At 53.8% G+C, this 24889-nt stretch carries 20 protein-coding genes; 8 read left to right on the top strand and 12 right to left on the bottom strand.

The genetic code is table 11. The annotated features are described in order from the left end of the window. Positions 1-30: 30 nt before the first annotated feature. The 3 genes from ACW44H_RS03840 to ACW44H_RS03830 form a co-directional block, all read right to left on the bottom strand. A complete protein-coding gene (locus ACW44H_RS03840) occupies positions 31-1053 on the bottom strand; it encodes an ABC transporter permease (protein WP_457507035.1) in 1023 nt (340 codons plus the stop codon). Next, positions 1050-1820, bottom strand: a complete 771-nt coding sequence (locus ACW44H_RS03835) for an ATP-binding cassette domain-containing protein (RefSeq protein ID WP_457507033.1) — start codon at positions 1818-1820, stop codon at positions 1050-1052. The genes ACW44H_RS03840 and ACW44H_RS03835 overlap by 4 nt, the downstream gene beginning before the upstream one ends. 109 nt (positions 1821-1929) lie before the next feature. Then, a complete protein-coding gene (locus ACW44H_RS03830; RefSeq protein WP_457507032.1) occupies positions 1930-3003 on the bottom strand; it encodes a sugar ABC transporter substrate-binding protein in 1074 nt (357 codons plus the stop codon). Between the two features lie 667 nt (positions 3004-3670). Here ACW44H_RS03830 and ACW44H_RS03825 point away from each other — a divergent pair. Next, positions 3671-4438 carry an ABC transporter ATP-binding protein gene (locus ACW44H_RS03825; RefSeq protein WP_457507030.1) on the top strand — a complete coding sequence of 256 codons (768 nt, stop codon included), beginning with the start codon at positions 3671-3673 and terminating at the stop codon, positions 4436-4438. A 122-nt stretch (positions 4439-4560) separates the two neighbouring features. After that, positions 4561-5349: a siderophore-iron reductase FhuF gene (gene fhuF / locus ACW44H_RS03820; RefSeq protein WP_457507028.1), complete on the top strand. Its 789-nt coding sequence runs from the start codon at positions 4561-4563 to the stop codon at positions 5347-5349. Positions 5350-5355: 6 nt separating this feature from the next. Here fhuF and ACW44H_RS03815 read toward each other — a convergent pair whose 3' ends face one another. From ACW44H_RS03815 to ACW44H_RS03795, 5 genes are all read right to left on the bottom strand, one after another. Then, a complete protein-coding gene (locus ACW44H_RS03815) occupies positions 5356-7008 on the bottom strand; it encodes a multidrug ABC transporter permease/ATP-binding protein (protein ID WP_457507026.1) in 1653 nt (550 codons plus the stop codon). Between the two features lie 183 nt (positions 7009-7191). Beyond that, positions 7192-8280, bottom strand: a complete 1089-nt coding sequence (locus ACW44H_RS03810; RefSeq protein ID WP_457507024.1) for a DUF1513 domain-containing protein — start codon at positions 8278-8280, stop codon at positions 7192-7194. Positions 8281-8283: 3 nt separating this feature from the next. Further along, positions 8284-9309, bottom strand: a complete 1026-nt coding sequence (locus ACW44H_RS03805; protein WP_457507022.1) for an imelysin family protein — start codon at positions 9307-9309, stop codon at positions 8284-8286. A gap of 23 nt (positions 9310-9332) precedes the next feature. Continuing rightward, the gene (locus tag ACW44H_RS03800) at positions 9333-10781 is read right to left on the bottom strand and encodes a di-heme oxidoreductase family protein (protein ID WP_457507020.1); all 1449 of its coding nucleotides are present in this window, start codon (positions 10779-10781) and stop codon (positions 9333-9335) included. Positions 10782-10890: 109 nt separating this feature from the next. Continuing rightward, entirely contained in the window at positions 10891-12201 is a 1311-nt protein-coding gene (locus tag ACW44H_RS03795; RefSeq protein ID WP_457507018.1) for an imelysin family protein, read from the bottom strand. Positions 12202-12405: 204 nt separating this feature from the next. Between ACW44H_RS03795 and ACW44H_RS03790 the strand changes: the two genes are divergently transcribed. Next, a complete protein-coding gene (locus ACW44H_RS03790; RefSeq protein ID WP_457507017.1) occupies positions 12406-13269 on the top strand; it encodes a LysR family transcriptional regulator ArgP in 864 nt (287 codons plus the stop codon). A 249-nt stretch (positions 13270-13518) separates the two neighbouring features. Further along, on the top strand, positions 13519-15345 hold the full coding sequence (locus ACW44H_RS03785; RefSeq protein WP_457507015.1) for a diguanylate cyclase: 1827 nt from the start codon (positions 13519-13521) through the stop codon (positions 15343-15345). Between the two features lie 3 nt (positions 15346-15348). Here ACW44H_RS03785 and ACW44H_RS03780 read toward each other — a convergent pair whose 3' ends face one another. Further along, positions 15349-15906 carry a cytochrome b gene (locus ACW44H_RS03780; RefSeq protein ID WP_113268779.1) on the bottom strand — a complete coding sequence of 186 codons (558 nt, stop codon included), beginning with the start codon at positions 15904-15906 and terminating at the stop codon, positions 15349-15351. A 170-nt stretch (positions 15907-16076) separates the two neighbouring features. Then, complete coding sequence (locus ACW44H_RS03775) at positions 16077-16949, bottom strand: LysR substrate-binding domain-containing protein (protein ID WP_457507013.1); 873 nt, start codon at positions 16947-16949, stop codon at positions 16077-16079. 101 nt (positions 16950-17050) lie between these two features. Between ACW44H_RS03775 and ACW44H_RS03770 the strand changes: the two genes are divergently transcribed. Beyond that, a complete protein-coding gene (locus ACW44H_RS03770) occupies positions 17051-17929 on the top strand; it encodes a DMT family transporter (protein WP_457507011.1) in 879 nt (292 codons plus the stop codon). Here ACW44H_RS03770 and ACW44H_RS03765 read toward each other — a convergent pair. Continuing rightward, on the bottom strand, positions 17891-18442 hold the full coding sequence (locus ACW44H_RS03765; protein WP_457507009.1) for an NUDIX hydrolase: 552 nt from the start codon (positions 18440-18442) through the stop codon (positions 17891-17893). The two genes, ACW44H_RS03770 and ACW44H_RS03765, sit on opposite strands and share 39 nt — an antisense overlap. Before the next feature lie 178 nt (positions 18443-18620). After that, entirely contained in the window at positions 18621-20066 is a 1446-nt protein-coding gene (locus tag ACW44H_RS03760; RefSeq protein ID WP_457507007.1) for a hypothetical protein, read from the bottom strand. A gap of 318 nt (positions 20067-20384) precedes the next feature. On the opposite strand from ACW44H_RS03760, the gene ACW44H_RS03755 reads away from it, so the two are divergent. From ACW44H_RS03755 to ACW44H_RS03745, 3 genes are all read left to right on the top strand, one after another. Continuing rightward, positions 20385-20768, top strand: a complete 384-nt coding sequence (locus ACW44H_RS03755) for a septal ring lytic transglycosylase RlpA family protein (protein WP_113268774.1) — start codon at positions 20385-20387, stop codon at positions 20766-20768. A gap of 228 nt (positions 20769-20996) precedes the next feature. Further along, positions 20997-22001 carry an NADP-dependent oxidoreductase gene (locus ACW44H_RS03750; RefSeq protein ID WP_457507005.1) on the top strand — a complete coding sequence of 335 codons (1005 nt, stop codon included), beginning with the start codon at positions 20997-20999 and terminating at the stop codon, positions 21999-22001. 266 nt (positions 22002-22267) lie between these two features. Continuing rightward, on the top strand, positions 22268-24841 hold the full coding sequence (locus ACW44H_RS03745) for a glucose/quinate/shikimate family membrane-bound PQQ-dependent dehydrogenase (RefSeq protein ID WP_457507004.1): 2574 nt from the start codon (positions 22268-22270) through the stop codon (positions 24839-24841). The last annotated feature ends 48 nt before the right edge of the window (positions 24842-24889 follow it).

Here is a 24889-nt window from a genome sequence, read left to right as displayed (position 1 = left end):
GCCTGATCAATCGCCACGCTGACAAAGACCTTACTCTTCGGCCTCTCTGATTCTAGAAAAGGCTCGGGTATCAATGACCCGGCGGCGGTGCTCCTGATAGGCCACCGCGAATATCAACAAAAAGCCAAGTAGCACACGCTGCAGATGAAAATCAGCCCCAATTAGTACCATCCCATTTTCGAGAATCCCAATGGTCAGGATACCCAACAAGGTGCCCCCAATGGTCCCTACACCACCATAAAGGGCCGTGCCACCCAGCACCACAGCGGCAATGATGTGCAATTCGTAGAGATTACCAAGGCTAGGTGATGCCGCATTAAGACGGCCCACGATAATCGCCGCCGCCAAGCCTACGCAGGCTCCTTGAAAAGCATAGACAGCCACCTTGTGCCGGTTCACATGAATACCCAGCACTTGGCAAGCATCTTCATTCGAACCTATTGAGACAGTATGGCGACCGAAACGGGTGTGGAAAAACAACCAGTAGGCAAAAGCCGTCGCCACCAAAGCAATGATCGCTGGAACCGGTACGAAACCAATGAACCCCTGTCCGATGAACCTCAGAGATTCAGGCATCCGAATGATTGAACCACCCATGAAAAAGTGAGTAGCACCGCGCAGAGCAACCAGCATCCCCAGCGTGACGATCAGAGGATTAATTCGAAAGCGTGTAATGACCAGGCCATTGAAGGCCCCTATCAAAGTTCCTAGTCCGACCACTACCACCATAGCAATAGCAACAGGAGTGCCCGCTTCAATCAAAGTACCAAGCACCATGGCACAAAGACCCAAGCTCGAACCTACAGAGAGATCTATTCCACGACTTGCAATAACAAACGTCATCCCCAGGGCGATTATCAAATACACCGCCACTTGCCGTAGGATATTCATTTGATTGCCAATATCGAGAAATCGATCACTCAACAGGGTGATACCTACATAAAGAAAAACGATCACAATGATGAGCGGGTTAATTTTATCAAGCAGGGAGGCCTTTGACCCTTTTTGCTTGGCCAGTCCTGAATCATTTGCCTTACTATTTAAACTCATCATTGTAGGCGTCCTCCCATGATCAATTGGACGACATCCTGCTGGCTGACTTCATCTGTGGCCACGCTGGCCGCGATACGACCGCCCTGTACAACCACGATACGGTTGGCGATGGAAAAGACATGTTCCAGATTGTGACTGATAACCAGGATCGAAAGACCTTGAGCATGCAGATTTCTGATGACATTAAGCACCTTGGATTGCTCTTGAATGCCTAAAGCAGCCGTTGGCTCATCCATAATCATCAATTGAGCCTTGGCGGAGAGAAGGATACGTGCAATGGCGATTGCCTGGCGTTGGCCACCCGACATCAGCCGTACTGGACGATCCACTGACTGTAGTTTGATCTTGATCTGATCCAACAAACGCTCGGTTTCAAGTCGCATTTTCTTGCGATCGAGGATCGGCAGGAACCCTAGCCACCGCTTCATTGGCTCCTGCCCCATGAACAGGTTGCCAGGTGCATCAACATCGTTCACCAGAGCAAGGTCCTGAAACATGGTCTCGATACCTGCGTCACGCACTGCATCGGGACCGCTGGGATGAAACGACTTACCCTGCCAGAAGAGTTGCCCGCCATCAGGCTTCACAACGCCAGACAGCATCTTGACGATAGTGGACTTGCCAGCACCATTATCACCCACCATGGCGACCACTTCATTGGGAAAAATATCGAAAGAAACTCCCCTTGCCGCCTCAATAGCACCGTATGATTTCCTCAGGTCCTGTAGAGAAAGCAGGGGTGAAACAGCCGTATCCATAGAATCCATGCCCCTAAAGTATCTCGTTCATCATCCTGCACGAGTGGCAGGACACTCCATGAGAAGATGAAATGTCACCCAGAGCCGGATCGATACAAAACGGCTCCGGCTACTTTTTTTATTGACCGTGGTAGTCACGCAGAAAAGCGTTGACGTCGAACATCTCTAAAGGCACGAACTTAGCTATGGAGTAGACGGATTCGGTGACAGGAATATCGGAGTAGACCGTCTTCTGGATCTGGTCTTCATTACCCGTCAGGTGTTGCAACAGGGCCTCTGCCGAGGCACGCCCCATTGAGCGAGGGTCTCTGAAGGGGGCTACGCCTATCTCGCCAAGCGCCACACCTTCCAGCTCAGCAATCGTGCCTCCCATGCCGCCGACAATAATCTCACCCGGTTCCAATCCATTGGCTATCAAGGCTTGGCTGGCTGATACCGACATGTAACTATTGAGAGCCACGATGGCATCGAAATCATAAGCGGCCAGAGCACGCTCAGTCTGCGTATAGGCAAGATCACGATCAAAGTCCGCATACGCTTCATAGACGATTTCGACATCAATGTCTTCAGCCTCTTCGAAGGCACGCAAAACCCCTTGACCGCGTGCTTCCGAGATTTCAGAGTCAGCAGGCCCCCAGAGCATAACGATCTTAGGATCGAAGTTGCCTTCACCACGTAAGTGATGCATTAACCAGTCGCCGGTCTTATAACCCATTTCATCATGGCTGTAGACGACCCAGTTCAACACTGCGTCATCATATGGAACACCGCCTTCGGGACGCTCATAGTCAGTCATCAATAGTTTGGCGCCAGAGTCGGCGATAGCCATTAGCCCAGGCTCATTAAGATCCAGGGAGGTTGGTCCCATCAACACATAGTCCAACTCTTGTGAGGCAAAATTTTCAAGGTTTTGCACCATTTGAGCATGGCTCGAAGGCGTATCAGGGGCGGCCTGATAGAACTCATATTCGAGTCCTGCTTCGTCAAGGTGCTCACGAAAACCTTCCCGCAACTGCCCAAATATGGCACCCAAGTCGATACTATGCGCTGCGAAACCAATTTCCACCGGCTCATCGGGAAACTCACTTTGCTGGGCCTGCACATTTCCCACCATGAACGCGGAGGACATTACTGCGCAGGCTGCAGCAAAGGGAAGACGGCCAAAGCGGCTGTATTGTTCTGTTATTCTCATGTGCAACCTCATGCTAATTGTTATTGTCGTGGCATATTCTAAAAAGGCTTAAAGATATCAGTTACGATAGGAGCTATTTAGGTGGCTATATTATTCCGATATATATTGGGGAATATTAAGGAATTAAAGCTTTTGAATAGGTGTATTCACATGTGTGCTTATTAGTAATACTGCATTATTTATAAATGAAATAATGCAATTGCTATATTTCACACACACCAGACTATTTTGCTTACCTCATGATCAAAAGATCGTACACGATCCCTAAAAAAGCAAAGTCGCTTGTCCTAGACTTTGGGCAAAAATATCAGAGACTTCGTATTTTGCATTGCATCATGCTGTCTCAGATATTGTTCACAAAGATCCAGAACATAACGAATGGACAAAATTCTAACCCGCTGGGTTGATATCCTTCTTAACAGTCCTCTGCTACCTAGAGCCATAGTCATTTCAATTGGCCGCCGAAAACACCATATTCGCGCTAGTAGACTGCTTACCATCCGGCTCTGGTGCTACCAGTTTGCCACTCTCCAAGCGCAACCGATCAATCGGTGCAGCATGTGCTCTTTGCGCTCCGGCATAAAATCTTTTCACTTTTCTGTTAAAAATGAGAACCATTAGCACTAGAATAGAGCAATATTGATAACCCCATCGCCAGGAGTCATTCATGTTTGAGGTCAAAGGCGTCACCTTTGAAATCAATGGGAAGCCGATTTTACATCCTATTGACCACAGCTTTCATGAAGGCAAAGTTTACGGCCTGATTGGCCATAACGGCTCGGGGAAATCGACGTTAATCAAGCTGATGGCACAGCAACAGTCGATTAGTGGTGGGGGAATTGAGTTTGATCAGCGTCCACTGAAAGATTGGGGCAACCGTGAATTTGCTCGCCAAGTCGCTTATTTACCTCAACATTTACCCAGCGCTGAGAACCTGACCGGCCGCGAGTTGGTCGGCTTTGGTCGCTACCCATGGCATGGACTGCTGGGTCGTCACACTCAGAAAGACAAAGACGCCGTAGAGCGCGCCATCGCATTGACCCACACTGAGGCCTTTGCCGACCGCTTGGTCGACACACTCTCCGGCGGCGAGCGCCAGCGGGTGTGGCTAGCCATGCTACTCGCCCAGGGCAGCCGTTTTCTGCTGCTGGATGAACCGCTAGCGGCGCTGGATATCGCGCATCAAATGGAAGTATTAGCGCTGATCCGCAAGCTGTGTGACGAGTTGAACCTTGGTGTGATTATCGTGTTACACGATATCAACATGGCATCGCGTTACTGCGACGAGTTGATGGCGCTGCACAGCGGTCGTCTATTGGCTCATGGCAGCCCTGGTGAATTAATGAGCTGTAGTACTTTAGAGGCGATTTATGGCCTACCGATGCAGGTCATGAAGCACCCCAACGGAGAGCATAATATCGCTGTGGCGCAATAAGTTTAACGCTTGAGCACTTATTTAAAGCGCACTCATTCTCAACAAATATCTTTAATTGATAGTCATTACCGTTTAACCTAAGCCACTGTTTCTTTCCCCGCGCCTAGTGTTGGAGTTCGGTTATGCCCCTTGCCTTACATCAGCCGCAACTGTTCGAGCCTTCGTTGGACGCCTGTTACACCGGGCCGTTGGCAAACTTTACGCCGCCCTTAATAGGGGGCACGCCGCCGTTGGAAGCATTTAAAACAGCCCGCTGGCGGGATACCGACTGGCTAAAACAGGATCTCGCCCGCTTCGCTGAGCAGTACCCAGACGGTGACCCACGGGCGGTGGTATCGATTTGGTCAAAGTGGCATTTCAGCGCCCTGACGGTTCCTGCGTTAACAGCGAACCTGTTACTTAATCGGGACTTGCCGATGGGGTTGGATGACCTACAGGTTATCTTTAATGAAAAAGGCGCCACGTCGCGGCTATGGCTGCTCCACGAAGGCACAACGCTAACCACCCACGACCCGTTTGAACGCTTTGCTACTCTCATTCAGCAGCATTGGGCGCCGCTGATTGAGCAGTTAGCGGCGATCTCGGGGGCCGCGCAACGGGTCTTCTGGAGCAATGCAGGCGGTTACCTGGATTACTACGCGAATGCGCTGGCCGAGCATCCTCTTGCTAATCGGCAGGCAATTGAGTCGACCAAAGCGTTGCTGGAGGCAAAAACTCTGCCCAACGGCAGGCGCAACCCGCTATTTCAACCGGTGCGTTACTTTTCGCCCAAGGGTAGTGAGGAGGTTAAGCGAGTGCGCAAGCTCTGCTGCCTGCGCTACTTATTGGAAGAGTTCGATACGTGTGGTACTTGTCCGCTGGAGGGCTGCGATCTGGAAGCACGCAAGCGCGCCAAACAGGTCACATCCTAACACTTACTAGGTATTAATTTGCGCTACTGCGTCTTCACTTGCTCTCGCACGCTGCTCGCCTTTCAGTTCGCTTAATTGCCCCTTCGACATCTCCAGCAACCGATCAGCGTGGATGAAATAGCTGTCGTCATGGCTGATAGCAAACACGGTTTTGCCCATCGCTTTTAAGTGCGGTAACAATTCACGATAGAACAGCCGCCGGAACTGTGGGTCTTGATCCGCCGCCCACTCATCAAGCAGTAAGACATCGCGTTTTTCAGCAATCGCTAGCAGCAGCGCCAAGCGCTTACGCTGCCCTTGGGAAAGCTGAGTATTAACGACCCGATCACCCTCCCACTGCAACTTATGCTGCATCTGCAGCCGTTCGAGCCAGGTATCAATAACTTGCGGGTCAGCAGATAGCCCTTCAGGGCCCATGGCCTGATCAAACTGATGGAAGTCGGTAAACACGCTGGCGAAGCGGGCGCGAAAGGCCTCCCACTGGTCGGCATTAATCACTTGGCCATCGATCTTAATTGAACCGCTCTGCGGGCGGTATAACCCCGAGAGCAGCCTTGCCAGGGTCGACTTACCGCTGCCATTACCGCCAATCAGAAATACCTGCTCACCGCGCTCAAGGGTCATACTGAGAGGCCCTACTTGGAAACCCTCGCCCTGGGCAGTATTCGGGTAGTGGTAGGTGACCTCTTCTAGTTCAAGGCGCTGCCAATCGGTCAGCGTATCGGCTACCGCAAAGCTTGGCTGGTATTCGGCTAGTTCCAAACTGCTTAATTTATCGAAGGCCACTTGTGCACTAATCAAGGTTGGCCAAGCACCCACTGCCTGAATTAGCGGCGTGCGCAGAAACAGTAGCGTCAGCGCAAAGGTGGAAGCCACGGTGGTGTTCGCCCAACCCAGGCCATTGGAGAGGAAAAACACGACGCCGATAGCGCCTAACATCATAATGTTAGACCAGTTATTGGCACTGAGGTGGTAGGTATCGGCGCGGATGATGTGGTAACGGTAGTCGCGGGCATTGGCGGTATAGCGCTCATCAAAAAAGCGCCGTGCACGGTCTCGGTTCAGCGCCAATTCTTTGCGCCCTTCAATGGCCGACTGGAAATCCTTATAGAGACTGTCTTCGCTTTCGCGTACCAGATGAAAATGACGATATACCTTAGAGACCAACCACCAACCCACGCCCATGGTGAACGCGATCCATAGCACGGTGATCACCACCATCTGCGGCGAGAGCCAGGCCAGATAAGCCACCGAGGCAAGCGTTAGCACCACGCCCTGAATCAACTCGGGTAGGCGCACAAAGCCAATGGTGATGTTGCGCACATCACTCGACAAGCTGGCAAGCAGTGTGGCGTTACCCAACTGCTCCAAGCGCTCAATATCGGTGTCGAGAATACGCTTTACCAGCCGTGAGCGCAGATCAAACACAAAGTGATGCCCCAGTACGGTTAGCGCTAATTGTGTACTTAGCGTGACCACCAGTAGCACCGCCAGCAGGCCTAGAAATTGCGGCAGCGCCGCCATACTGCCTACCTCAATAAGCCGCTGGTTGATAAACGCAATCACCCCTACCCCTAAGCCAGCGCTCAATAGGCTCAGAGCAATGGCGCCTAAAAAGGGCCAGCGGTAATGATGAAATACTAAGCGCAGCAGTTCCATGGGGTTCCTTGTCTTCCTGCCTGTAAAGAGCGCTGAAGTCTAACAGCAGCGTCACTCACCAAGAAGGCGTCATTCATGTTGGCTTCAAACGTCTAGCCTGACAGCTTGTGTCAGAAGGCGATTTCTAAGGCCTGTTTCAAAGTTCTATATTAAAGTTCTATACCAGCGCTTTATTTCAGAACGTTATGTCAGATGGTTATCCCAGCGAAGTTCCAGGCTGGCAAGCAGTTCGGGTATCGCCAAGTCAGGGGCTACACGATAGAGCCCGCCCTGACCGGAGGAGACCAGAAAGCCACCGGTGCCATCGCACCGCGCACCAGCAGCGTCGGGCAGCGCTAGGTTAGCAACAAGATTGCCGTGCACGGCATCCAGTAGCAGCACTCGGTTGCCGCGAGGGGCCGTCACCAGGACATTGCCAGAGACACGGCTAAAGGCAACGCTGGCGATGTAGTGGTTCAAGCTGGCAGTCAGCTCATCGTCAAGCGTCAGCTCAGAGAAACGTCTATCAGTATCCAGGCGACAGATTAGCGGATGGCTCTCCCACTCGGGGCCTTCAAACTGGTAGCCAGCGATCACCGTGCCGTCCGCCGCCACGTCAAGATGACGGCAACTTAGCTGATGGTGTGAAGGTTCGTGGCGGGCTAGCATCTTGCCGTCATGGCGATTCATCAGCAACAGCGCCGGGGCCATGGTGTCCAGATTAAGCTTAACCCGACCGTAGTCTGGGTGCGTCTGGATGCCCCCCAAACCAATCACCAGGGTGTCGCCATCGGGCATCAGCCTAAGCTCATGGGGCCCAATACCGTCCAGCGGCATATCGCGCATATGGGTGTAGGCGTTTTCAGCATCGTAAACCTGCACAAGCCCGGCGCTATCCTCCAGGCGATTGGCGGTGACGTACAGGTAGCGCCCACTCAGATCAAACACCCCGTGCCCGTAGAAGTGATAACCCTCACCGGCCGCAAGGGTGTGAACTAATTGGCGGCTGTCGCCATCGATCACATACATCCGCGTGCCCGGGCGCCGGGCAAACAATACCGCCTGGCGCGAATCAGGTCGTAAGCAGCCGCCGTGGCAGCGCTCAGGCACCTCAATCATAAAGCGGGTCTGGCCATCCAACGCCACCCCGGCGATGAAATGCCCTCCACTGGGGTCATCCACTGCGCTGAACAACCAAGCGGCCTCCTCCCGAGCGGGCAGCGCCCAGCTCAGCGGGATCAGCGCCATGGCCACACTTCCCAACCCCACTTTGAGTACCTGCCGTCGATGCATGGCTTAATCTCCGTCGCTGGAATTAAAGCCACGCATCAGACCGAGTTCACTTGCAATCTCGTTCCCCAGCAGATGGCGCAGCTGGCTGATATTGAGGTAGAGCGACTGCAGACCGCGAAACGCCTCTTCGTCGTCAAGAGCAGGCGCCAAGCCCGGCGGCAGTTCGCTGGCCTGAACGAGCGTCTTATCCAACTGATCACGAAACGTCTCGGCGAGCGGCAGCGCATCGGCCTCGCGCAACAGTGCAGTGAGCCCCGGCAAGAAGCCGGTACGCAGGCCTTCCAGGCTGCTCTCTACCAAACGAACCGTTTGTCCGCTACGCCACGCTTCGGCCAAGTAGCCGTTGGCGGGTGTACCTTTCAGCCCCATAGGCTCACCAAGACGCTTATCTTCAAGTAGTTCGAGGGCCTGGATCGCGCTGGCCAGTGTGGTTTCGGTGTAATTAGCAGTATCAAGATAGTGCTCGCCAAAGGCTTGCCAATCGCGATGCAGCGCACTTGTAGTATCCGCGAGTTGAGTGGTGATGGCCTGCATCAACGAACAGGTGTTGGGGTCGTTCAGGGCCTGTTCGTCCATGGCGTCGTCATAGAGCAAGTACTCAAGAGCGGGAAAGCCCTGGATCGCCACGCTGTCACCGGCTATATCCTGGGCATCCGGAGCGTCGGTTGCTTTTAGCCACACGCCTACCTTGCGGCCCACCAGATTTTTGCGATCCGGCCAGAACTGCAGCTGCCAGCCCCGGCTGTTCTGCTCGACCGGGCCAAACTGGATAAAACGTACTGCCTGCCAAGCTTGATAGGCGCTCAGCCAGTCGTTTTCCAGCCGCTGCCTGAGTACCTCATCAGGGGCTTGGCAAAAGCGCGCGACGCTGGACTCCAAACGCTCGGAGGCGGCACTCAGCTCGGCATACTGCAATTCCACCGCGCCGTGCCACATTTCCCGCGGCGTAGGGGTGTCCGTAGCAAAAGAAAGCGGCGTCGCGAGTAGCGCGCAGGCCAGCAGACTCAAGCGGCGAAGGGAAGCGATCACATCAACTCCTTAACAACAATGGCTTACAGGGATTCAAGAAAGCGGATAAGTTCGGCTCGCTGGTCGGCGGGCAATGCGCGATAGCCCTGGGTAGCGCTTTCTGCCTCACCACCGTGCCAGAGAATCGCCTCTTCCAGGGTGCGGGCTCGACCGTCGTGAAGAAAGCCCGCTCGGGGATTCACCGTTTGCGCCAGGCCAATCCCCCACAGCGGCGGAGTGCGCCATTCGCGGCCATCGGCCTTGAACTCGCTACGATGATCAGCCAGCGCCTCGCCCAGATCGTGGAGCAGCAGGTCACTATAGGGCCATATTTCCTGCCCCGCCAAGGCCGGGCGGGGGGCGTCCTCGGCGGTATGCTGGCGCGGTGTATGGCAGCTTGCGCAGCCTAGGGCGTTAAATCTCTCAGCACCCCGTTTCACTCCAGGGTCACTCATATTGCGTCGCATCGGCACTGCCAAGCTGGAGGCATAGAAAGTGACGAAGTCAGCCACGTCATCGCTAACTTCAGGCGTACCACCGTTTGGGAAGTCATCGCAGCCCTGGCTCGCCATACAGTCGGTGTGTGGCACCAAACTGGAGGTTAGCCCCATGTCGCCAGCAAAGGCGTGCAGGCCTTGCTGCTCAACACTGGGCTCACCGGCTTTCCAGCCAAAACGCCCTACTACCGTGGTGCCACTGCGCATGTCCCACACCTGATTGGCGCGGCCGGAAATACCGTCCCCATCAGCGTCGTCGGGGTCAGCGGCAGCGATCAGGTCAGCCTCGGGAATTGCCTCCAGCAGGCCCAGGCCAATCATCGGCGGTGCCAGCCGCGGCGAGGTTTGCAGAGCGTCGGGCAGCTCTCCATAGGCGGGCTCGGCAATCGAGTAGATCGGCTCCTGCAGGGTGACACGATGATCATCGGCAAATCTGACCTCCCGTGGACGGTAGTCGATCACCAGCTTGCCCTCCGGCTGGGCGCCGGAAATCGCCGCGGTTTGCAGTTGCAGGCCATAGTTAGGCACCGGCAGTGCGCCCCGCTGTTCCAGCGTCGCCGAATCTGCTTGGCTAGCGGGCAGCGAGAGCCGCAGAAACAGCGCGATAGGATTTTCATCTTCTGTCGGCGGGTGGCCGCGCCCATCCTTGAGGTGACACCCCTGGCAGCTATTGGTGTTGAGCAACGGGCCCAGGCCATCGCGAGCCTCGGTGCTGGCAGGCGCCGCCACCCAAGGGTTGCGAAAGAAGCTATTACCGACGCTAAAATCCAGCCGCTTGGTCATGGCCATATTGCCCAGCGGCAGCGAATAAGCATTATGGTCGAACTGTTCTACCGAACCGTCACCGCCACTCATGGGCGTCGTTTGGATGGGATGATCTTGGATAGGTGATTCGGCTGCGTGCAAGGGCGCCATCAACAGGGCCAGCAATAGGCTACTTAGAGAAAGCCAGCTTAGAGAAAACCGGCTTAGCGGGACACGGATTAAGCGGTACATGGTGATACCTTGAGAAGGTCGGTACTCTGAATACGAGCCATTCGACAAAAACCAACAGAGCCGCTCGATAGCAACACTACCGGCGGCTCATGGTAGACGCTAGACGGGTCTAGAAACGATGACCGGCGTCATCAGGCTGCAGGGAGGTAACGCCCAGCTCGCCGGCGGCCTGTTCGATAGACCCTGTTTGCGCTACCAGGGTGAGAATTGCTTCGTTGATCAATTCACTGCCCTGCTCGTTACCCGGCGCGATCATCATATCAAACGCCATCGGCGAGCTCTCAGCTTCTGCCGCTTGCTTGATAGCATCAAGGCGCGCCATGGTGGCCTCAAGCTGTTGGCGTAGATTATCGGCAAGCTCACTATCTGCCTGAGCCAGCAGGTCTTGCAGCGAAGGCCCCTCTACCACACTACCATCAAGGCGCTGATAGCTGCCGGTGTAGATATTCTGAATACCCTTGCCGTTGTAGTAGTGGGAGTTGTGGGTATTGTCGCTGAAGCAGTCGTGCTCATCCTCATAAGAGTTGGCTTCAAGGGCTACCTTTAAGCGCTCCCCCGCCAGCTCGCCCAGGGACAGCGAGCCCATACCGAACAGCATACGGCGCAGGCCCTCCTGATCGCTTTCCGCCAGCAACTCTTGGCGATAGTTACCCTCAGTTTCCGGCGCCCACTGGGCCACCATCCACTCAAGATCATCGACGAGTAGGTCGGACACTGCGTCCAGATAGCTGCGGCGGCGATCGCAGTGGCCATGTGTGCAGTCGTCGCCGGTTTGGAAATCACTGACCGGTCGTTCGCCGCTGCCCTGCTCAAATCCATTGAGATCCTGCCCCCAGAGTAGAAACTCGATGGCGTGGTAGCCGCTGGCGACGTTGGCCTCCGAACCACCAATTTCATTCAGGTCGGCCAGGAGCGCTGGGGTGATCTCACTGACATCCAGGGATTCGCCGCCGACAGTGATTTGCTCATTGGCAATGATATTAGCGGTGGCGCCTTCATTGCCCAGCTCATGCTGGTAGTCGTCGCCCTCGACATAATCGATCATGCCTTCGTCAAGGGGCCAGGCGTTTAGCTGCCCTTCCCAGTCGTCTACCACGGCATTGCCGAAACGAAATACTTCGCTCTGCTGATAAGGCACCCGCGCCTGCAGCCAGGCTTGCTTGGCTGCGCTCAGGGTCTCGGCAGTAGGATTGGCGAGCAATTCGTCAATACGCTCGTTCAATGCTTGGGCAGCATTCAGCGCATCAGCGTAATTGGCATGTGCCAGATCGGCGTAGTGTTTAACCACGGCGTCAGCGCTAACGGTGTCGTCTCCAGCGGTGTCAGCAGCAGCGGTGTCGACAGCAACTGGAGCAAAAGGCATCAGCGCGCTAAGCGCAACAATGCCAGCAAGAGGGCGACGGAGCATGATGGCGGGCATTACAGTGTCCTTTAGGCTGTGGCGTAACAGGAGCTACTCACATAAAGTGCTAGGCATCTCCTTGAGGTAATGCTCTAGCCTAACTGAAATGTAATTCATTGCCTTATGAGATTCAATCCCATTTGATCATTAAAAAAGAACGGTCCGCCGTTTAATTATCTTTTTTTGTTTTATGTCATTTTTTACTGCCTTGGGAAAATCGCCATGCTGGATTACAAACTTCTTCATGCCTTGGCGACCGTGGTCGAGTGTGACGGGTTCGAACGTGCAGGCGATGTGTTAGGGCTTTCACAGTCAGCCGTGTCCCAGCGCATTAAGGCTTTGGAAATCCGCCTTGGTCAGCCAGTACTGGTACGCCATCCGCATTTAGCACCGACCTCTGCGGGCCAGCGTCTGTTGACTCATTACCAGCAGGTGCAGCTATTAGAGCGCGACCTACGTGGCTCGTTGCCTACGCTGGACGATCAGTCTCCACGCCTACGTATCGCCATCAATGCGGATAGCTTGGTCACTTGGTGGGCCGAGGCCGTCGCCGCTATTTGCCAGGAGGAAGGTGTATTGCTGGACCTGGTCATTGAAGATCAGGATGTTGGCCTCAAACGTTTGCGCGATGGCGATGTGGCGGCCTGCCTATGTGCCACGCCACAGCCGATTGCCGGGGCACGCTGCGTCGCGCTGGGAGAAATGCACTACCACCCGCTAGCCACACCGGCCTATATCCAACGCTACTTTCCACAAGGGCCAACGGTTGAGAGCTTTCAGCGTGCACCGGCCATTGTTTTCGGCCCTCATGATCAGTTGCAACACCGCTTTCTTGCCCAGTGTGGCTTCCACGGGCACTTTCCTTACCACCTTTGCCCTTCCTCAGAAGGGTTTGTGCGTTTAGCCACAGCGGGTATCGGCTACGGCATGATGCCGCAGCTGCAAGTCGGTGAATTAATGGCCAGCGGTCAACTGGCTAGCGTCGCCCCGCAGCACTTTTTGACCGTGCCATTGTACTGGCATTTTTGGCGTCACAGCGGGCAACTCATACAACGGATTACACAACACTTAGGTCCTATCTTTTAAGGCTTATCATTTATTAATAATGAGAGATTTAAACGTTACGATTTTCAAACTCCGACTACACTAAAAGTGCTTACCGCGTGGCACAGAGTATTTTGCTTAAAGCATTGTCCCACTGCCGCGCTAGTGCTGGAAATCTTGCTAAGCCACTGATAAATCTAAACACTGCAAGCTGATTGGTGGCAATCCGGCACAAGCAAGGGAACCCAGGGAATAAAGTACGGGATTAAAAAACTAATAAAGCGGTACCCTATGCAACTAAAACGTTTAACGGCAGGTATTAATACCGGCTTATTACTGCTGCTTGCGGTTTTTTATATCCCCTGTGTGCAGGCAAACACTCTTCTATCTGCGTCGCCAAGCCAAGCGAGTTATTCGCTTGCACCCTATACCGAATTTTGGCATGAAGACGAACAGCCTGTAACACTTAACGATTTACTTTCCCAACCTCGTCGTTTTGAAGAAGCACAACAGGCTGAAGACTTAAATTTCGGCTATACCCCGCACGATGTGTGGCTGCGTACTCAGATACATAATGACTCGCCGGAAGCCCAGCGTTGGATAGTCCAGTTTGAATATCCATTTTTAGATTACGTTACTCTTTACACGCTACGCTTACAGGGCAGTGATGTGCAGCAAAGTGGTAGCGCAGTACCCGTTGAGCAGCGCGCACTCGCCCATCGTCAGGCTGCTTTCCCACTGGAACTAGCCCCCCATGAAACCGTCACGTTGTATGCCCATGTGGCTGCCCCGGGCAGCAAGATGCTCAGCTATCACCTAATAGCCCCCGAGGCTTTTTACGCCCAAAACGATCGTCATAATTTTTGGCTGGCTACCTACTTTGGCATGCTGCTGGCATTGGGTTTATATAACTTACTGCTATTTCTGGGTTTAAAAGAGCGTGTCTTTCTTCACTACACGCTCTTTGTCGCCGGATTTGGGGTGGCCATTCTGTCGTTCAACGGCATTGGGACGCTGATGTTTTGGAGTTTTTTGGGTGAAAATACGGCCCGCCTTGTGGCGCTGGGGTTCACCTTTGCCTCCGCTACGGGAACGCTGTTTGCGCAAAGTTTTCTTAACACAAAGGCTTATTGCCCTCGCTGGCACCACCTGCTCAGCATCTTTCGCAGCTACTGTTGGCTGGCTGTTATTGCCATGCTATTGCTGCCCATTCCCGTAGCGCTTCACCTAATGGATGTAACAGGCTTTACGGCGGCTTTACTGCTCCTGCTATGCGGCAGCCACTGCAGCCTGAGGCGCGTACCAAGTGCTCGACTGTTCGTCCTTGCATGGTCGCTTTTTTTGCTAGGCGCGGGGGTCTTTGCGCTGCGTAATCTGGGTATCCTTCCGACCAACTTTATTACTCTGCACGGTATTCAAATTGGTTCAGCGCTAGAAATGCTGCTGCTCTCGTTTGCCCTGGCATCGCGCTTCAACGAACTTAAGCGGCAAAAAGAACAGGCGCAAACGGCGATGGTCGCTGCGCTCAAAAAACAGGAAGCCTTACTGGAACAAAAAGTCGCCGCCCGCACCGAAGCGTTGGAGCAGCTAGCCAACAGCGATGTGCTGACCGGTTTGTTAAATCGCCATGGCTTGAAACGCTGTGCGGAAAGTGCGCTGCAACGTAATCGTCAGCACGGTAATCGCCTGGCGCTACTGATGCTCGACCTGGATCGTTTCAAACCTATTAACGATAGTTACGGCCATGAAGCGGGCGATTTTGTATTGCAGAAAGTTGCTAAACGGATTGTTCACTTGGCCCGCACGGGTGACCACTGTGCGCGATTTGGCGGCGATGAATTCATCATCCTCATGGAGAATATTGAGCCCGGAGATTCGCTAGCAGCCACTGATTCGTTAAAAACCATTGTGGCGCGCATCGATCAAGCCATTCGTTCACCGATCAAACTCCCCTGTGGCGCGAGAGTCAGCGTTAGCGTAAGCATCGGGGTAAGTACTTGCCAGGGAGCAGAAGATGCCACCCTCGAAAGCTTACTGCGTGAAGCTGATAGTCATATGTACGCCGTCAAGTCACACCAAGCAGCAGCTTGCTATCGCTACGGCTCGGCGAGTTCTTAATGATTAATCAAACAAGCTCATGCGTTTCATAACGTTATCGCGCTTGATTTTCCAATGGAACATCGCGCCAGCAACGTGCAGTACTATTAAGCCTAAAATGGTCCAGCCTAGCCGTTCATGCCACATGAAGAGCTGCTCAGAGAGCTGTTCGCGTTCATCAATAATTGCTGGCAAATGCCAGTGGAAAAACTCAACGGGGAAGCCACCACTTGCCGTGGCAGCCCACCCCAGTAAAGGCATTATAATTAGCGCCAAATAGAGCAAATGGTGGACACTGGTGCTAACGACCCGTTCGAACGTATTCAAGGGCGGTTCGTGGTCAGGCACCACAAATGCCAAACGGGTAATGATGCGTAGTGTCATCAGCATAAGAATCAGCACGCCCAGCGTCTTATGGCTGGTATAAAGCAGGTTCGTGACCGTATTGCCTACTATCTCAACGGTGCGCTCATACCCCAGAAAGCCTAGTGTTAAACCAATGGCAAGAGCGAGCAATACCGCACCAGCCACCAGCCAGTGCAGCACTCGGTGAGGGTAGATATAGTGATCAAGTTCGTGCATGTAGTACTCCTAACAGCAAATTCATTGACTCTTTATTCTAGTCAGTAACATCCCCTTGCGTTGATTAAAGCACTGCGCCGCCGTCAACGCTAAGTGTTACTTATGCCTTGCGATTTATTGCATGGTCACCGCCTTCGCCCAGGCGCGTCCTTCCCCTCATGGAAAACACCTTATAGCGCTAGCGTAGGCGCTGCTAGCTGCTCGCGTATTAACTCTCCTAGCCGACGTGCGGGCTCTGAAGGGCGGTGAGGTGCCCTGTGCAGCGCCAGTTCGATCATCGGCAGCGCAGGCAGACCACTACTGTCATCTAAAGGCCTCAACGCTGGAGTGAGCATGCTGCGGGTCACTACCACGATGGCAAGCCCAGCGGTAACGATCGGTGCCAACCCCGCCATGGATTGGCTGGTATACGCCACCCGCCAGCTACGCCCTGCTGATTGCAGCGCCTGCTCGGCCACTTCACGAAATACATCGGCCCCCGGCGAGTAAAGCGCCAGCGGTAGCGGGTCGCTAAGCAATGGTTGCTGATTCATCCCCACGGCCCACACCAATGGCTCACGGCGAATCACATCGCCCCCCGGCGAGTTGCGCTGCCGTGTTACCAGGGCGAGATCGATTTCTTTAGCCTTAACCTGTTCAACAAGATGCGCGCTAGTACCACAAATCACTTTAAGCCCTACTGCAGGGTAAAGCTGATGAAAGTATGCAAAGACCGAGGGCAAAAGCGAGGCGTAATCTTCCGGTATACCCAGCGTAAGGTCGCCGGTGACCTGGCGCGCCTGCATATCGCTCCACGCTTCGTCGTTTAGCGCTAATAGCCGCCGGGCGTGGTTGAGTAACCGCTCGCCTTCGGAATTAAAGCGTATTCGTCGCCCCTCCCGCTCGTGCAGGGTAAGTGATAACTGCGCCTCTAACCGTTGCAGCTGCATGCTCACGGTGGACTGTGTGTACGCCAACCGTTTTGCCGCCGCGGTCACACTGCCAGTGTCCGCAATCGCCACCAGGGTGCGCAGCAGAGTTAGGTCTAAGGTGGGCGCGCGCATATATCACCATCGTTGATAAAAACGATCATAAAAGATCGATATTGTGATGCTTTGATGAGAAGTATGCTGCTCGGCACCTGCTTAAATCAAGGAGATCCAATATGCATCGCGTCCACTCCCCCGCCCTATTTCCACGTTGGTACAGTGTTAGTGCGGCACTGGTGGCCGTCATGCTTTGGAGTGCAGCACCGCTCTTGGCTGAATTTGCCAAAGCAACACCGCCCTTGCAGCTGACCGCCGTTACCTTGTTAGCGGGGTCATTGGCGACACTGCCCTTAAGCCGCCGTGTTAACGTCGCCACCGGTGGCGCGGGCTGGCAGGTCAGCGTTTGGATAGGTATTCCGCTCCTCATTTTTGGCGCCGTAAGCACCTACTTTATTGGTATGCGGTTAGCGCCTGCTGCCGAAGCGGCCCTCATCACCTACACATGGCCCGTGCTGTTTGTGCTGCTCAGTCAATGGAGCCGCTTTGGTCGCTTGCGCATCGCAGGGGTTGTCGGCGCTCTGATTGCATTTTCAGGCGCAGCGCTGTTGCTGGTTCCTCAAGCCCTCAATGGGGGCTTGGGAGGCGCCACCACGGGATACGCGCTAGCGCTGCTGGCCGCTTGCTGCTGGGCGATCTACTCGTGGCTAAGCCAATCAGCACCGGTGGCGTTAGCACCGCTGCTGCCTAGGTTGCTACTTATTGCATGTGCTATCTCCGTGGCGGCCAGCTTGGTACTGGAAGGCAACCTCGCCCTCCCCAGCGGTGAAGCCCTATTCGCGGGCATTGCACTGGGGTTGGGGCCTTACGGAGTAGCCATGGTGGCATGGGATAAAGCACTGCGCTGGGGGCATGCCAGCCTGGTCGGCAGCCTGGCATATGGCGTACCGATTCTTGCCGCTCTGCTGCTGGTATTGGCAGGCATGAGCGTGCTCGACTGGCGTTTACCTGCAGCGGCATTATTGGTAGTGGTTGGCTGCCTCAAAGCCGGTCGCTAATCTTTTTGAAAACAGGCTATGTTCTTCCAAATACAGCGCTGGCTCGCTGTGCAGAATCTCGTTGAGCAACTCAGGCAACCAGGTAGGCTTAAAAAGCACTGGATCGGCTTCACGCATTTCTTCCAACGTCCACCAGTGCCAAGCCTGAATAGTAGGCTGCTCTTCATCGCTCAGCGGCGCATCGTTTCTTGACTGATTAGCGACAACCTCAGCCGTTACCGGGCAACGCACCAGAATGTAACGCTCCAACCAGCGCTCGGGCGTGGATCGCGCCGCGGTAGAAAGTTCATTGACCTCGCGCAGTAACGGACCGATAGGACACGTTAGCCCCGCTTCTTCTTTCAGTGCTCGCATGGCGGCACTGGGATAATCTTCTCCTTCTTGCAGTTCTCCGCCAATGGTGGCCCAGAGGGAGAGCTGCGGCTCCTCGTGATAGCGAAATAACAGCAATCGGCCTCCAGGGTCGACCACCATTAAGCGTGCTGACTGGCGTAACTCACGTTGCTGATTCATAAGCGTTCCATGCCTATTATTGATGTAAAAAGGCAGCGTTGAACGCGACAACATCCGACGCTATCAACACTGCCTTTTTAGCCTAGCTGGTTTGCGCAACTTTACAGCGATAAAAAAACGCGTTTGCCGCCATAAGCGATAAACGCGTTTAGAAGAGCGTAAAAAATGTGGGTAACGTTTACAGATCTGGGGGAATATCCGTCGGTTCCATTTCGAGGCTTAGTTCAAATAAGCCGCTGCCAGTCGCGCTAAAACCACGCGCACTTACCGTATAAGTACCCGGCAGCAATGGCTCTTGAAGGCGTGAGTCAGTGCCACCTGCGCCATCATCGTCGCTGGCTGCAACGCCTTGTCCACTAATCTCTATAAAAGTATCAAAATCTGCAGAGCGCATTTCCAACGTTACTAGCGAACTCTCTGTCACCTCTAATTGATAGTTGAGTGGCTCGCCGCTATACCAACCGTTGAGGGGCTCTCCTGGCATGATTGCCCCTTCATTGCGCAGCTCTACATCAGGCATGTCATGGGGCTTCATGGAAAGCGTAAACATACCGCTGCTTTCGCCATAAGCAGTACGTGCCGTTAGCTCATAGACGCCGGGGGCAAGGAAATCAGCAATGCTCGCGTTCAGTTCACCGGCACTATCGTCATCTTCACGGTAGTAGCCATTAGGCCCTTCAAGCACTAGATAGGAATCGATATCGCTAGCACTCATCTCAATCTCATACATGCCAGCTTCTTCAATTTCCACTTGGTAATTTAATGCCTGCCCACTGTACCAACCATTGAGTGATTCATCCGCGGTGAGTGACCCGTCATTTCGCAGTTCACCATCCCCAGGTAGCTCATGGGGTTCTACACTAAGCGTGTAAATACCATCGCCATCACCGTAGGCACTTCGAGCCGTCAACGTATATTCACCAGCCTCCAGGAAATCGGCAATGCGTGCGTCTAAATCGCCAGCGCTATCGTCGTCTTCACGCGCATAGCCATTCGGCCCTACTAACTCTAGGTAAGGGTCGAAGTCATCAGAGCGCATTTCCAGTTGATAAAGGCCCGCTTCTTCTATGTTTAACGTAATTTCACGGGCATCCCCTTGCAGCCAGCTATCGACGGGCTCACCCACTGTCACTGTATCGGCATCTGTCAGCTCAACGGCACGGCTGTCGACAGTAAACGGGCCGTAGCTATGGGCATCAGCGCCACTAATCACCACTACATAGTCACCGCTTTCTTCAACACGGTGGCGAACCACCGGTGCATGGTCGAGCAATTGGAGTTGGTCATCATAGAGCGCTACAACACCTTGCAAGGCACCGCGTAGCGAAATTTCGACAATCTCACCCTCTTCCAGTGAGGTCGCATAGCGCGTAAAACGGCTACCATCGTTGCCGTTTAGCTCACTGGCTGCGGTTATTTCACCACGCAATTGCTCATCAAGGATGAGCTGATCCAAGCCTACAATAGCCTCGACGCGTGATTGCTGATCACTCACTTCAGCGTGTTCAGCGGACTCTTTATCAATGTCTTGTCCCTGCAAAGGAATAACCTGAGCAACAAGAAAGCCAACGGCTGCGCCGCCAGCGGCCACCAACACAAACGCAAGTGAAGAAGATCTAGCCATGATCGGTTCCCTGTCAGTCGAAATGGCAAATATTAATTAAGCAATTGGGATTATAGAGTGATTAACTCATTAAAGTGAGCGTTTCATAAAAATAGTGCGTTCACTGCAGTTTATTGTTTACTAACCTCATGCTTGAACCGATAAGCCACTAACAATCAAAGGCACAAGCGTAACGATTAAAAATCTTGAAATTGAACCTAATTGCGTCGATCTTCTCAAAGGTTGATGAACCGGAGTGACAAGGGTAGTATCGGCAGGTCTACTCGGTATTTCATCAACGAATGCGAGATACGCACTACGCAAAACTGAGGCACTCCTATGGGAGCTCAAAAACGACTGATCCGAACGATTTGCTTGGCAGCGGCAATAGCAGTAAGTAGCGCTGCCAATAGTGCTTTTGCACATCAGACAGAAACACAGGAAGGTGTCGCCTCCTTTTACAGCGACCGCTTTCAAGGGGCAACCACTGCCAGCGGGGAACCCTTCGATCAACAGGCACTGACTGCTGCCCACCCAAGTTTGCCGTTCGGCACTAAGGTGTTGGTGACACGCCCAGACACGGGGCAAGAAGTGGAAGTATTGATCAATGACCGTGGCCCCTTCATTCAAGGCCGCATTATTGATTTATCCAAACGCGCGGCAGCGAAACTTGGCATGATTCGTCGCGGCACGGCTCCAGTGATGGTAACGCTGTTGGATTAACGGATAACACATCCTTGATTTTAGTGTGATACCCCTTAGCCTAATCAATGCGACAGCACCCGAAGCATCGTTAATACAGAAAGCAACCTAAAAACAGGGCGGCCAGCAATGGATCGCCCTGTTTTTTATGCGCATACGCATGTTTGCTATGGTGAGACGAACTTGTCAGCAGGCTAATGGTCTCTATGCTACAAGGAGTTTTCACGTTATTTATTGCAGGAGGCACCCATGCAGACGCGCTTTTATACGCTGACCGATTACCCCACTGGCCTACCCGACCGCGCCCTGTTCAAATTAGAATCGCAAACCCTACCCGAGCTGGCCGAAGGTGAAGTACGTATTCGCAATAGCTGGCTCTCCGTCGATCCTTACATGCGTGGCCGTATGAGCGGCATTCACACCTACGTAGCACCGTTTGAACTGGGTAAGCCCATGGAAGGTGCCGCCATTGGCGAAGTGATTGAATCAAATGACGCGCGACTCAACGTGGGCGATAAAGTCAGCCACATGGGTGGCTGGCGTGATATTGCCCAATTGCCAGCACAAGAAGTTATGCCGCTGCCCGACATCGATGTTCCTGAGCAGGCATACCTGGGTGTTTTAGGAATGCCTGGGATGACCGCCTGGACCGGCCTCAATTTGATCGCTGAATGTAGGCCTGGCGATAACGTTTTAGTCAGTGCGGCCAGTGGTGCGGTTGGTTCCATGGTCGTGCAACTAGCCAAAGCAAAAGGCTGCCATGTCGTGGGCATTGCTGGCGCAGCCCATAAATTGGCATGGCTGGAATCGCTCAGTGTGGAACCCGTCAGCTATCGCGATAGAAATTCCCACGAGCTAAGTGATGCCATACGCCTAGCCAGCCCCAACGGAATCGACGTGTACTATGAAAATGTCGGTGGCATTTGCCTTGAAGCTGCACTCAGCCAATTAAACGAAGGCGCGCGGATCGCGGTTTGCGGCATGATCAACGACTACAACGCCGAAGAACCGACCCCAGGCCCCAGCAACCTTGCACAGCTGATCATGCGAAAAGCCAAAATGCAGGGCTTTATCGTTGCAGATTATTGGGAACATTACCCCGAATTCTTAAAAGAGGTAGCGCCTCAGGTCAGTGCTGGGAAAATTGATTATAAAGAAACCGTGAAAGAGGGTTTAGAGAACACCCCCGAGGCTTTCCTGGCGCTATTTGAGGGCGGCAATACCGGTAAGATGCTGGTTAAATTAGATAGCTGAGCATTGCCCTAGATTAACGTTAACCACACTTCCCAATCCTACTTAGAAAGCCGCGCTACGTTGATAGTGCGGCTTTTTGTTTGACTCTCTTTTGTGCTAATCCAGAAAATCATTAGACCAAAAGTGAATTGATTATTAAAATCATTAGCGAACTAAGCGTGATTTAACCCATCGGCTTTGTCGATTGGTTAGGGCACGTTTTTAAAAGCGCTGCTTATCGGCCAACGTAAAGTGGCATTAATTCGTTGTTAAATAGGGATTATCTCATGGACGAACACTCTCGTACGCGCTGCAAATGGCCACCGTTGCTGCTCGGCCTTTTGCTAGTAGCGGCGGGCCTTGCCTTGGTCATAGGTGGCGGCAAGCTGGTTAGCTTAGGTGGCAGTGCTTACTACTTAATTGCCGGCATAGGCGTTATCGCCAGCGGTGTTTTACTCGCCATGCGTCGCGGCGCAGCTCTCTGGCTATATGCGCTCATTTTATTTGCTACGTTGGTTTGGGCACTCTGGGAGGTCGGCCTGGACTGGTGGCAGTTGGTACCGCGCGTTGCGATTCCCTGTTTAATCGGGATCATCATGCTGCTCCCCTGGTGGCGTAAGCCGCTTCATTCACGTGGTGGCAGCTTGGCACTGTCAGGCAGTATTGTGGCAGCCATTATTGTTGCCATCGCTAGTCAGTTTAGCGATCCAGGGACGATTGAAGGCACCATTTCCAACGCCAGTGAAGAGGCTAGCGACGTTAACCCTGCTCAAGTATCGGGTGATGACTGGCCTGCCTATGGCGGTACCAACGCTGGCACCCATTACTCTTCACTTAATCAGATTACGCCTGACAACATCGGCGAATTGGAAGAGATATGGCGTATTCAAACCGGCGACGCGGCTGGTCCTAATGCGCCCCCTGAAATTACCAACCAAAATACGCCGCTAAAAGTAAACGGCAGCCTTTATATCTGCACCTCGCATAGCCGCGCCATGGCGCTATCACCGGAAACCGGTGAGACCCAATGGTCGTTCGACCCGGAAGTTAGCACCATGGGTGCAGAGGACTTCTCCCTTTGGGCACATATGACCTGCCGCGGCCTCGCCTACTACGATGCGGCTAACTATTCCACAGACCCAGCTTCCACAGCCCCAGATTCCAAAGCCACAGACTCCGCAGCCCCAGACGCTAACGAATCAGCGGATGGCAGTGCGTCGACGAGTGACACAGCGCTCTCTTTCGATATCTTCAATGATAGTGATATTTTCAGCCTCGACCTTTCCTTCCTGTCACTGCTGTTTGGTGTTGAAGAAGAAAGCGATACGCAGCCCATGCTCAGTGAAACCGACGTCATGTGCCCACGCAGGCTTTACCTGCCCACGGCGGATGCACGTTTAATTGCTCTAAATGCCGACACAGGTGAGCGGTGTACGAGTTTTGGAGAGAATGGCGAAGTCGACTTGACCAATAATATTGGCGACTTCGATCCTGGCGGCTATTACTCCACCTCCCCCGCTACCGTGACTGAAAATCTGGTCATTTTAGGCGGCCACGTTACCGACAACAGCTCTGTCGATGAGCCTTCCGGCGTTATCCGCGCCTTTGACGTACATACTGGTGAGCTGGTGTGGAACTGGGATAGCGGCAACCCTGACGACACCGAGCCGCTAGCCGAAGGCGAAACCTATACGCGTAACTCACCTAACGTCTGGGCGCCCATCAGTGTGGATGAAGAGCTCGGTATGGTTTACCTGCCCATGGGCAACGCGACACCTGATCAGTTTGGCGCTAACCGTAGCGAAAACGATGAAACCTATAGCGCAGGTCTGGTGGCACTTAACCTGGAAGATGGTCAGGTAGAGTGGGTTTATCAGTTTGTCCATCACGACCTGTGGGATATGGATTCACCCGCCCAACCGGTGCTAATTGACCTTGCCACCAATAACGGTACCCAGCCCGCCGTTATTCAACCGACCAAGCAGGGCAGCCTGTATGTATTGAATCGTGAAACCGGTGAGCCCATTGTACCCATCGAAGAGGTGCCTGCTCCACAAGGCGCTGTGGAAGGCGACTGGACGGCTGAAACACAGCCACGTTCAGCGCTTAACCTGCTGCCACCGCCACTCACCGAACGCGATATGTGGGGCGCCTCACCGTTTGACCAGATGATGTGCCGCATTCAGTTCAACTCGTTGCGCTACGAGGGCCAATACACACCGCCTTCGCTGGAAGGCAGTATTGTCTACCCGGGCAATGTCGGTGTCATGAATTGGGGTGGGGTCGCGGTTGACCCCGAGCGTCAAGCGTTGTTCACCGGTGCTAAGTACTTGGCGTTTATTTCCACGCTGGTGCCTCGTGAAGAGGTAGAAGAAGGACAAGGCTCGGCCAGCGAACAAGGGTTGCAGCCTAACGCAGGCGCTCCCTATGCAGTAGAGCTGGGACCACTTCTTTCCGTGCTCGGCCTGCCCTGCCAAGCGCCTTCCTGGGGCGATGTGGCCGGTATCGACTTACAAAGTGCCGAGGTAGTGTGGAAACACCGCAATGGCACGACCCGTGACAGCATGCCGTTCGATCTGCCGATTGGTTTGAAGGTAGGTGTTCCTGCATTGGGCGGCCCGGTGACTACCGCTGGTGGTGTGTCGTTCTTGAGCGGCACGCTGGATCAGTACTTACGCGGTTACGACATCACTACCGGCGAGGAGCTGTATAAAGCTCGCCTGCCTGCAGGCGGCCAAGCCACGCCAATGACTTACACTGGCGAAGACGGTCGACAGTACGTGGTGGTCACCGCGGGCGGCCACGGCACCTTTGGCACCAAGATGGGGGACTATGTGATTGGCTACGCGCTGCCTGAGTAACCGAGCGACCTAGTAGCGTCACCAACGAGAACGGGCGGCCCACATGAT

This window comes from Vreelandella sulfidaeris Esulfide1 (genome assembly GCF_054072535.1).
This window is presented reverse-complemented; position numbering and strand designations above follow the sequence as displayed.

Bases quoted from the DNA above. Each gene is read 5' to 3' on its own strand.
- ACW44H_RS03840 (WP_457507035.1), bottom strand. From the start codon at position 1,053: ATGATGAGTTTAAATAGTAAGGCAAATGATTCAGGACTGGCCAAGCAA.
- ACW44H_RS03835 (WP_457507033.1), bottom strand. From the start codon at position 1,820: ATGGATTCTATGGATACGGCTGTTTCACCCCTGCTTTCTCTACAGGAC.
- ACW44H_RS03830 (WP_457507032.1), bottom strand. From the start codon at position 3,003: ATGAGAATAACAGAACAATACAGCCGCTTTGGCCGTCTTCCCTTTGCT.
- ACW44H_RS03825 (WP_457507030.1), top strand. From the start codon at position 3,671: ATGTTTGAGGTCAAAGGCGTCACCTTTGAAATCAATGGGAAGCCGATT.
- fhuF (WP_457507028.1), top strand. From the start codon at position 4,561: ATGCCCCTTGCCTTACATCAGCCGCAACTGTTCGAGCCTTCGTTGGAC.
- ACW44H_RS03815 (WP_457507026.1), bottom strand. From the start codon at position 7,008: ATGGAACTGCTGCGCTTAGTATTTCATCATTACCGCTGGCCCTTTTTA.
- ACW44H_RS03810 (WP_457507024.1), bottom strand. From the start codon at position 8,280: ATGCATCGACGGCAGGTACTCAAAGTGGGGTTGGGAAGTGTGGCCATG.
- ACW44H_RS03800 (WP_457507020.1), bottom strand. From the start codon at position 10,781: ATGTACCGCTTAATCCGTGTCCCGCTAAGCCGGTTTTCTCTAAGCTGG.
- ACW44H_RS03795 (WP_457507018.1), bottom strand. From the start codon at position 12,201: ATGCCCGCCATCATGCTCCGTCGCCCTCTTGCTGGCATTGTTGCGCTT.
- ACW44H_RS03790 (WP_457507017.1), top strand. From the start codon at position 12,406: ATGCTGGATTACAAACTTCTTCATGCCTTGGCGACCGTGGTCGAGTGT.
- ACW44H_RS03785 (WP_457507015.1), top strand. From the start codon at position 13,519: ATGCAACTAAAACGTTTAACGGCAGGTATTAATACCGGCTTATTACTG.
- ACW44H_RS03780 (WP_113268779.1), bottom strand. From the start codon at position 15,906: ATGCACGAACTTGATCACTATATCTACCCTCACCGAGTGCTGCACTGG.
- ACW44H_RS03775 (WP_457507013.1), bottom strand. From the start codon at position 16,949: ATGCGCGCGCCCACCTTAGACCTAACTCTGCTGCGCACCCTGGTGGCG.
- ACW44H_RS03770 (WP_457507011.1), top strand. From the start codon at position 17,051: ATGCATCGCGTCCACTCCCCCGCCCTATTTCCACGTTGGTACAGTGTT.
- ACW44H_RS03765 (WP_457507009.1), bottom strand. From the start codon at position 18,442: ATGAATCAGCAACGTGAGTTACGCCAGTCAGCACGCTTAATGGTGGTC.
- ACW44H_RS03760 (WP_457507007.1), bottom strand. From the start codon at position 20,066: ATGGCTAGATCTTCTTCACTTGCGTTTGTGTTGGTGGCCGCTGGCGGC.
- ACW44H_RS03755 (WP_113268774.1), top strand. From the start codon at position 20,385: ATGGGAGCTCAAAAACGACTGATCCGAACGATTTGCTTGGCAGCGGCA.
- ACW44H_RS03750 (WP_457507005.1), top strand. From the start codon at position 20,997: ATGCAGACGCGCTTTTATACGCTGACCGATTACCCCACTGGCCTACCC.
- ACW44H_RS03745 (WP_457507004.1), top strand. From the start codon at position 22,268: ATGGACGAACACTCTCGTACGCGCTGCAAATGGCCACCGTTGCTGCTC.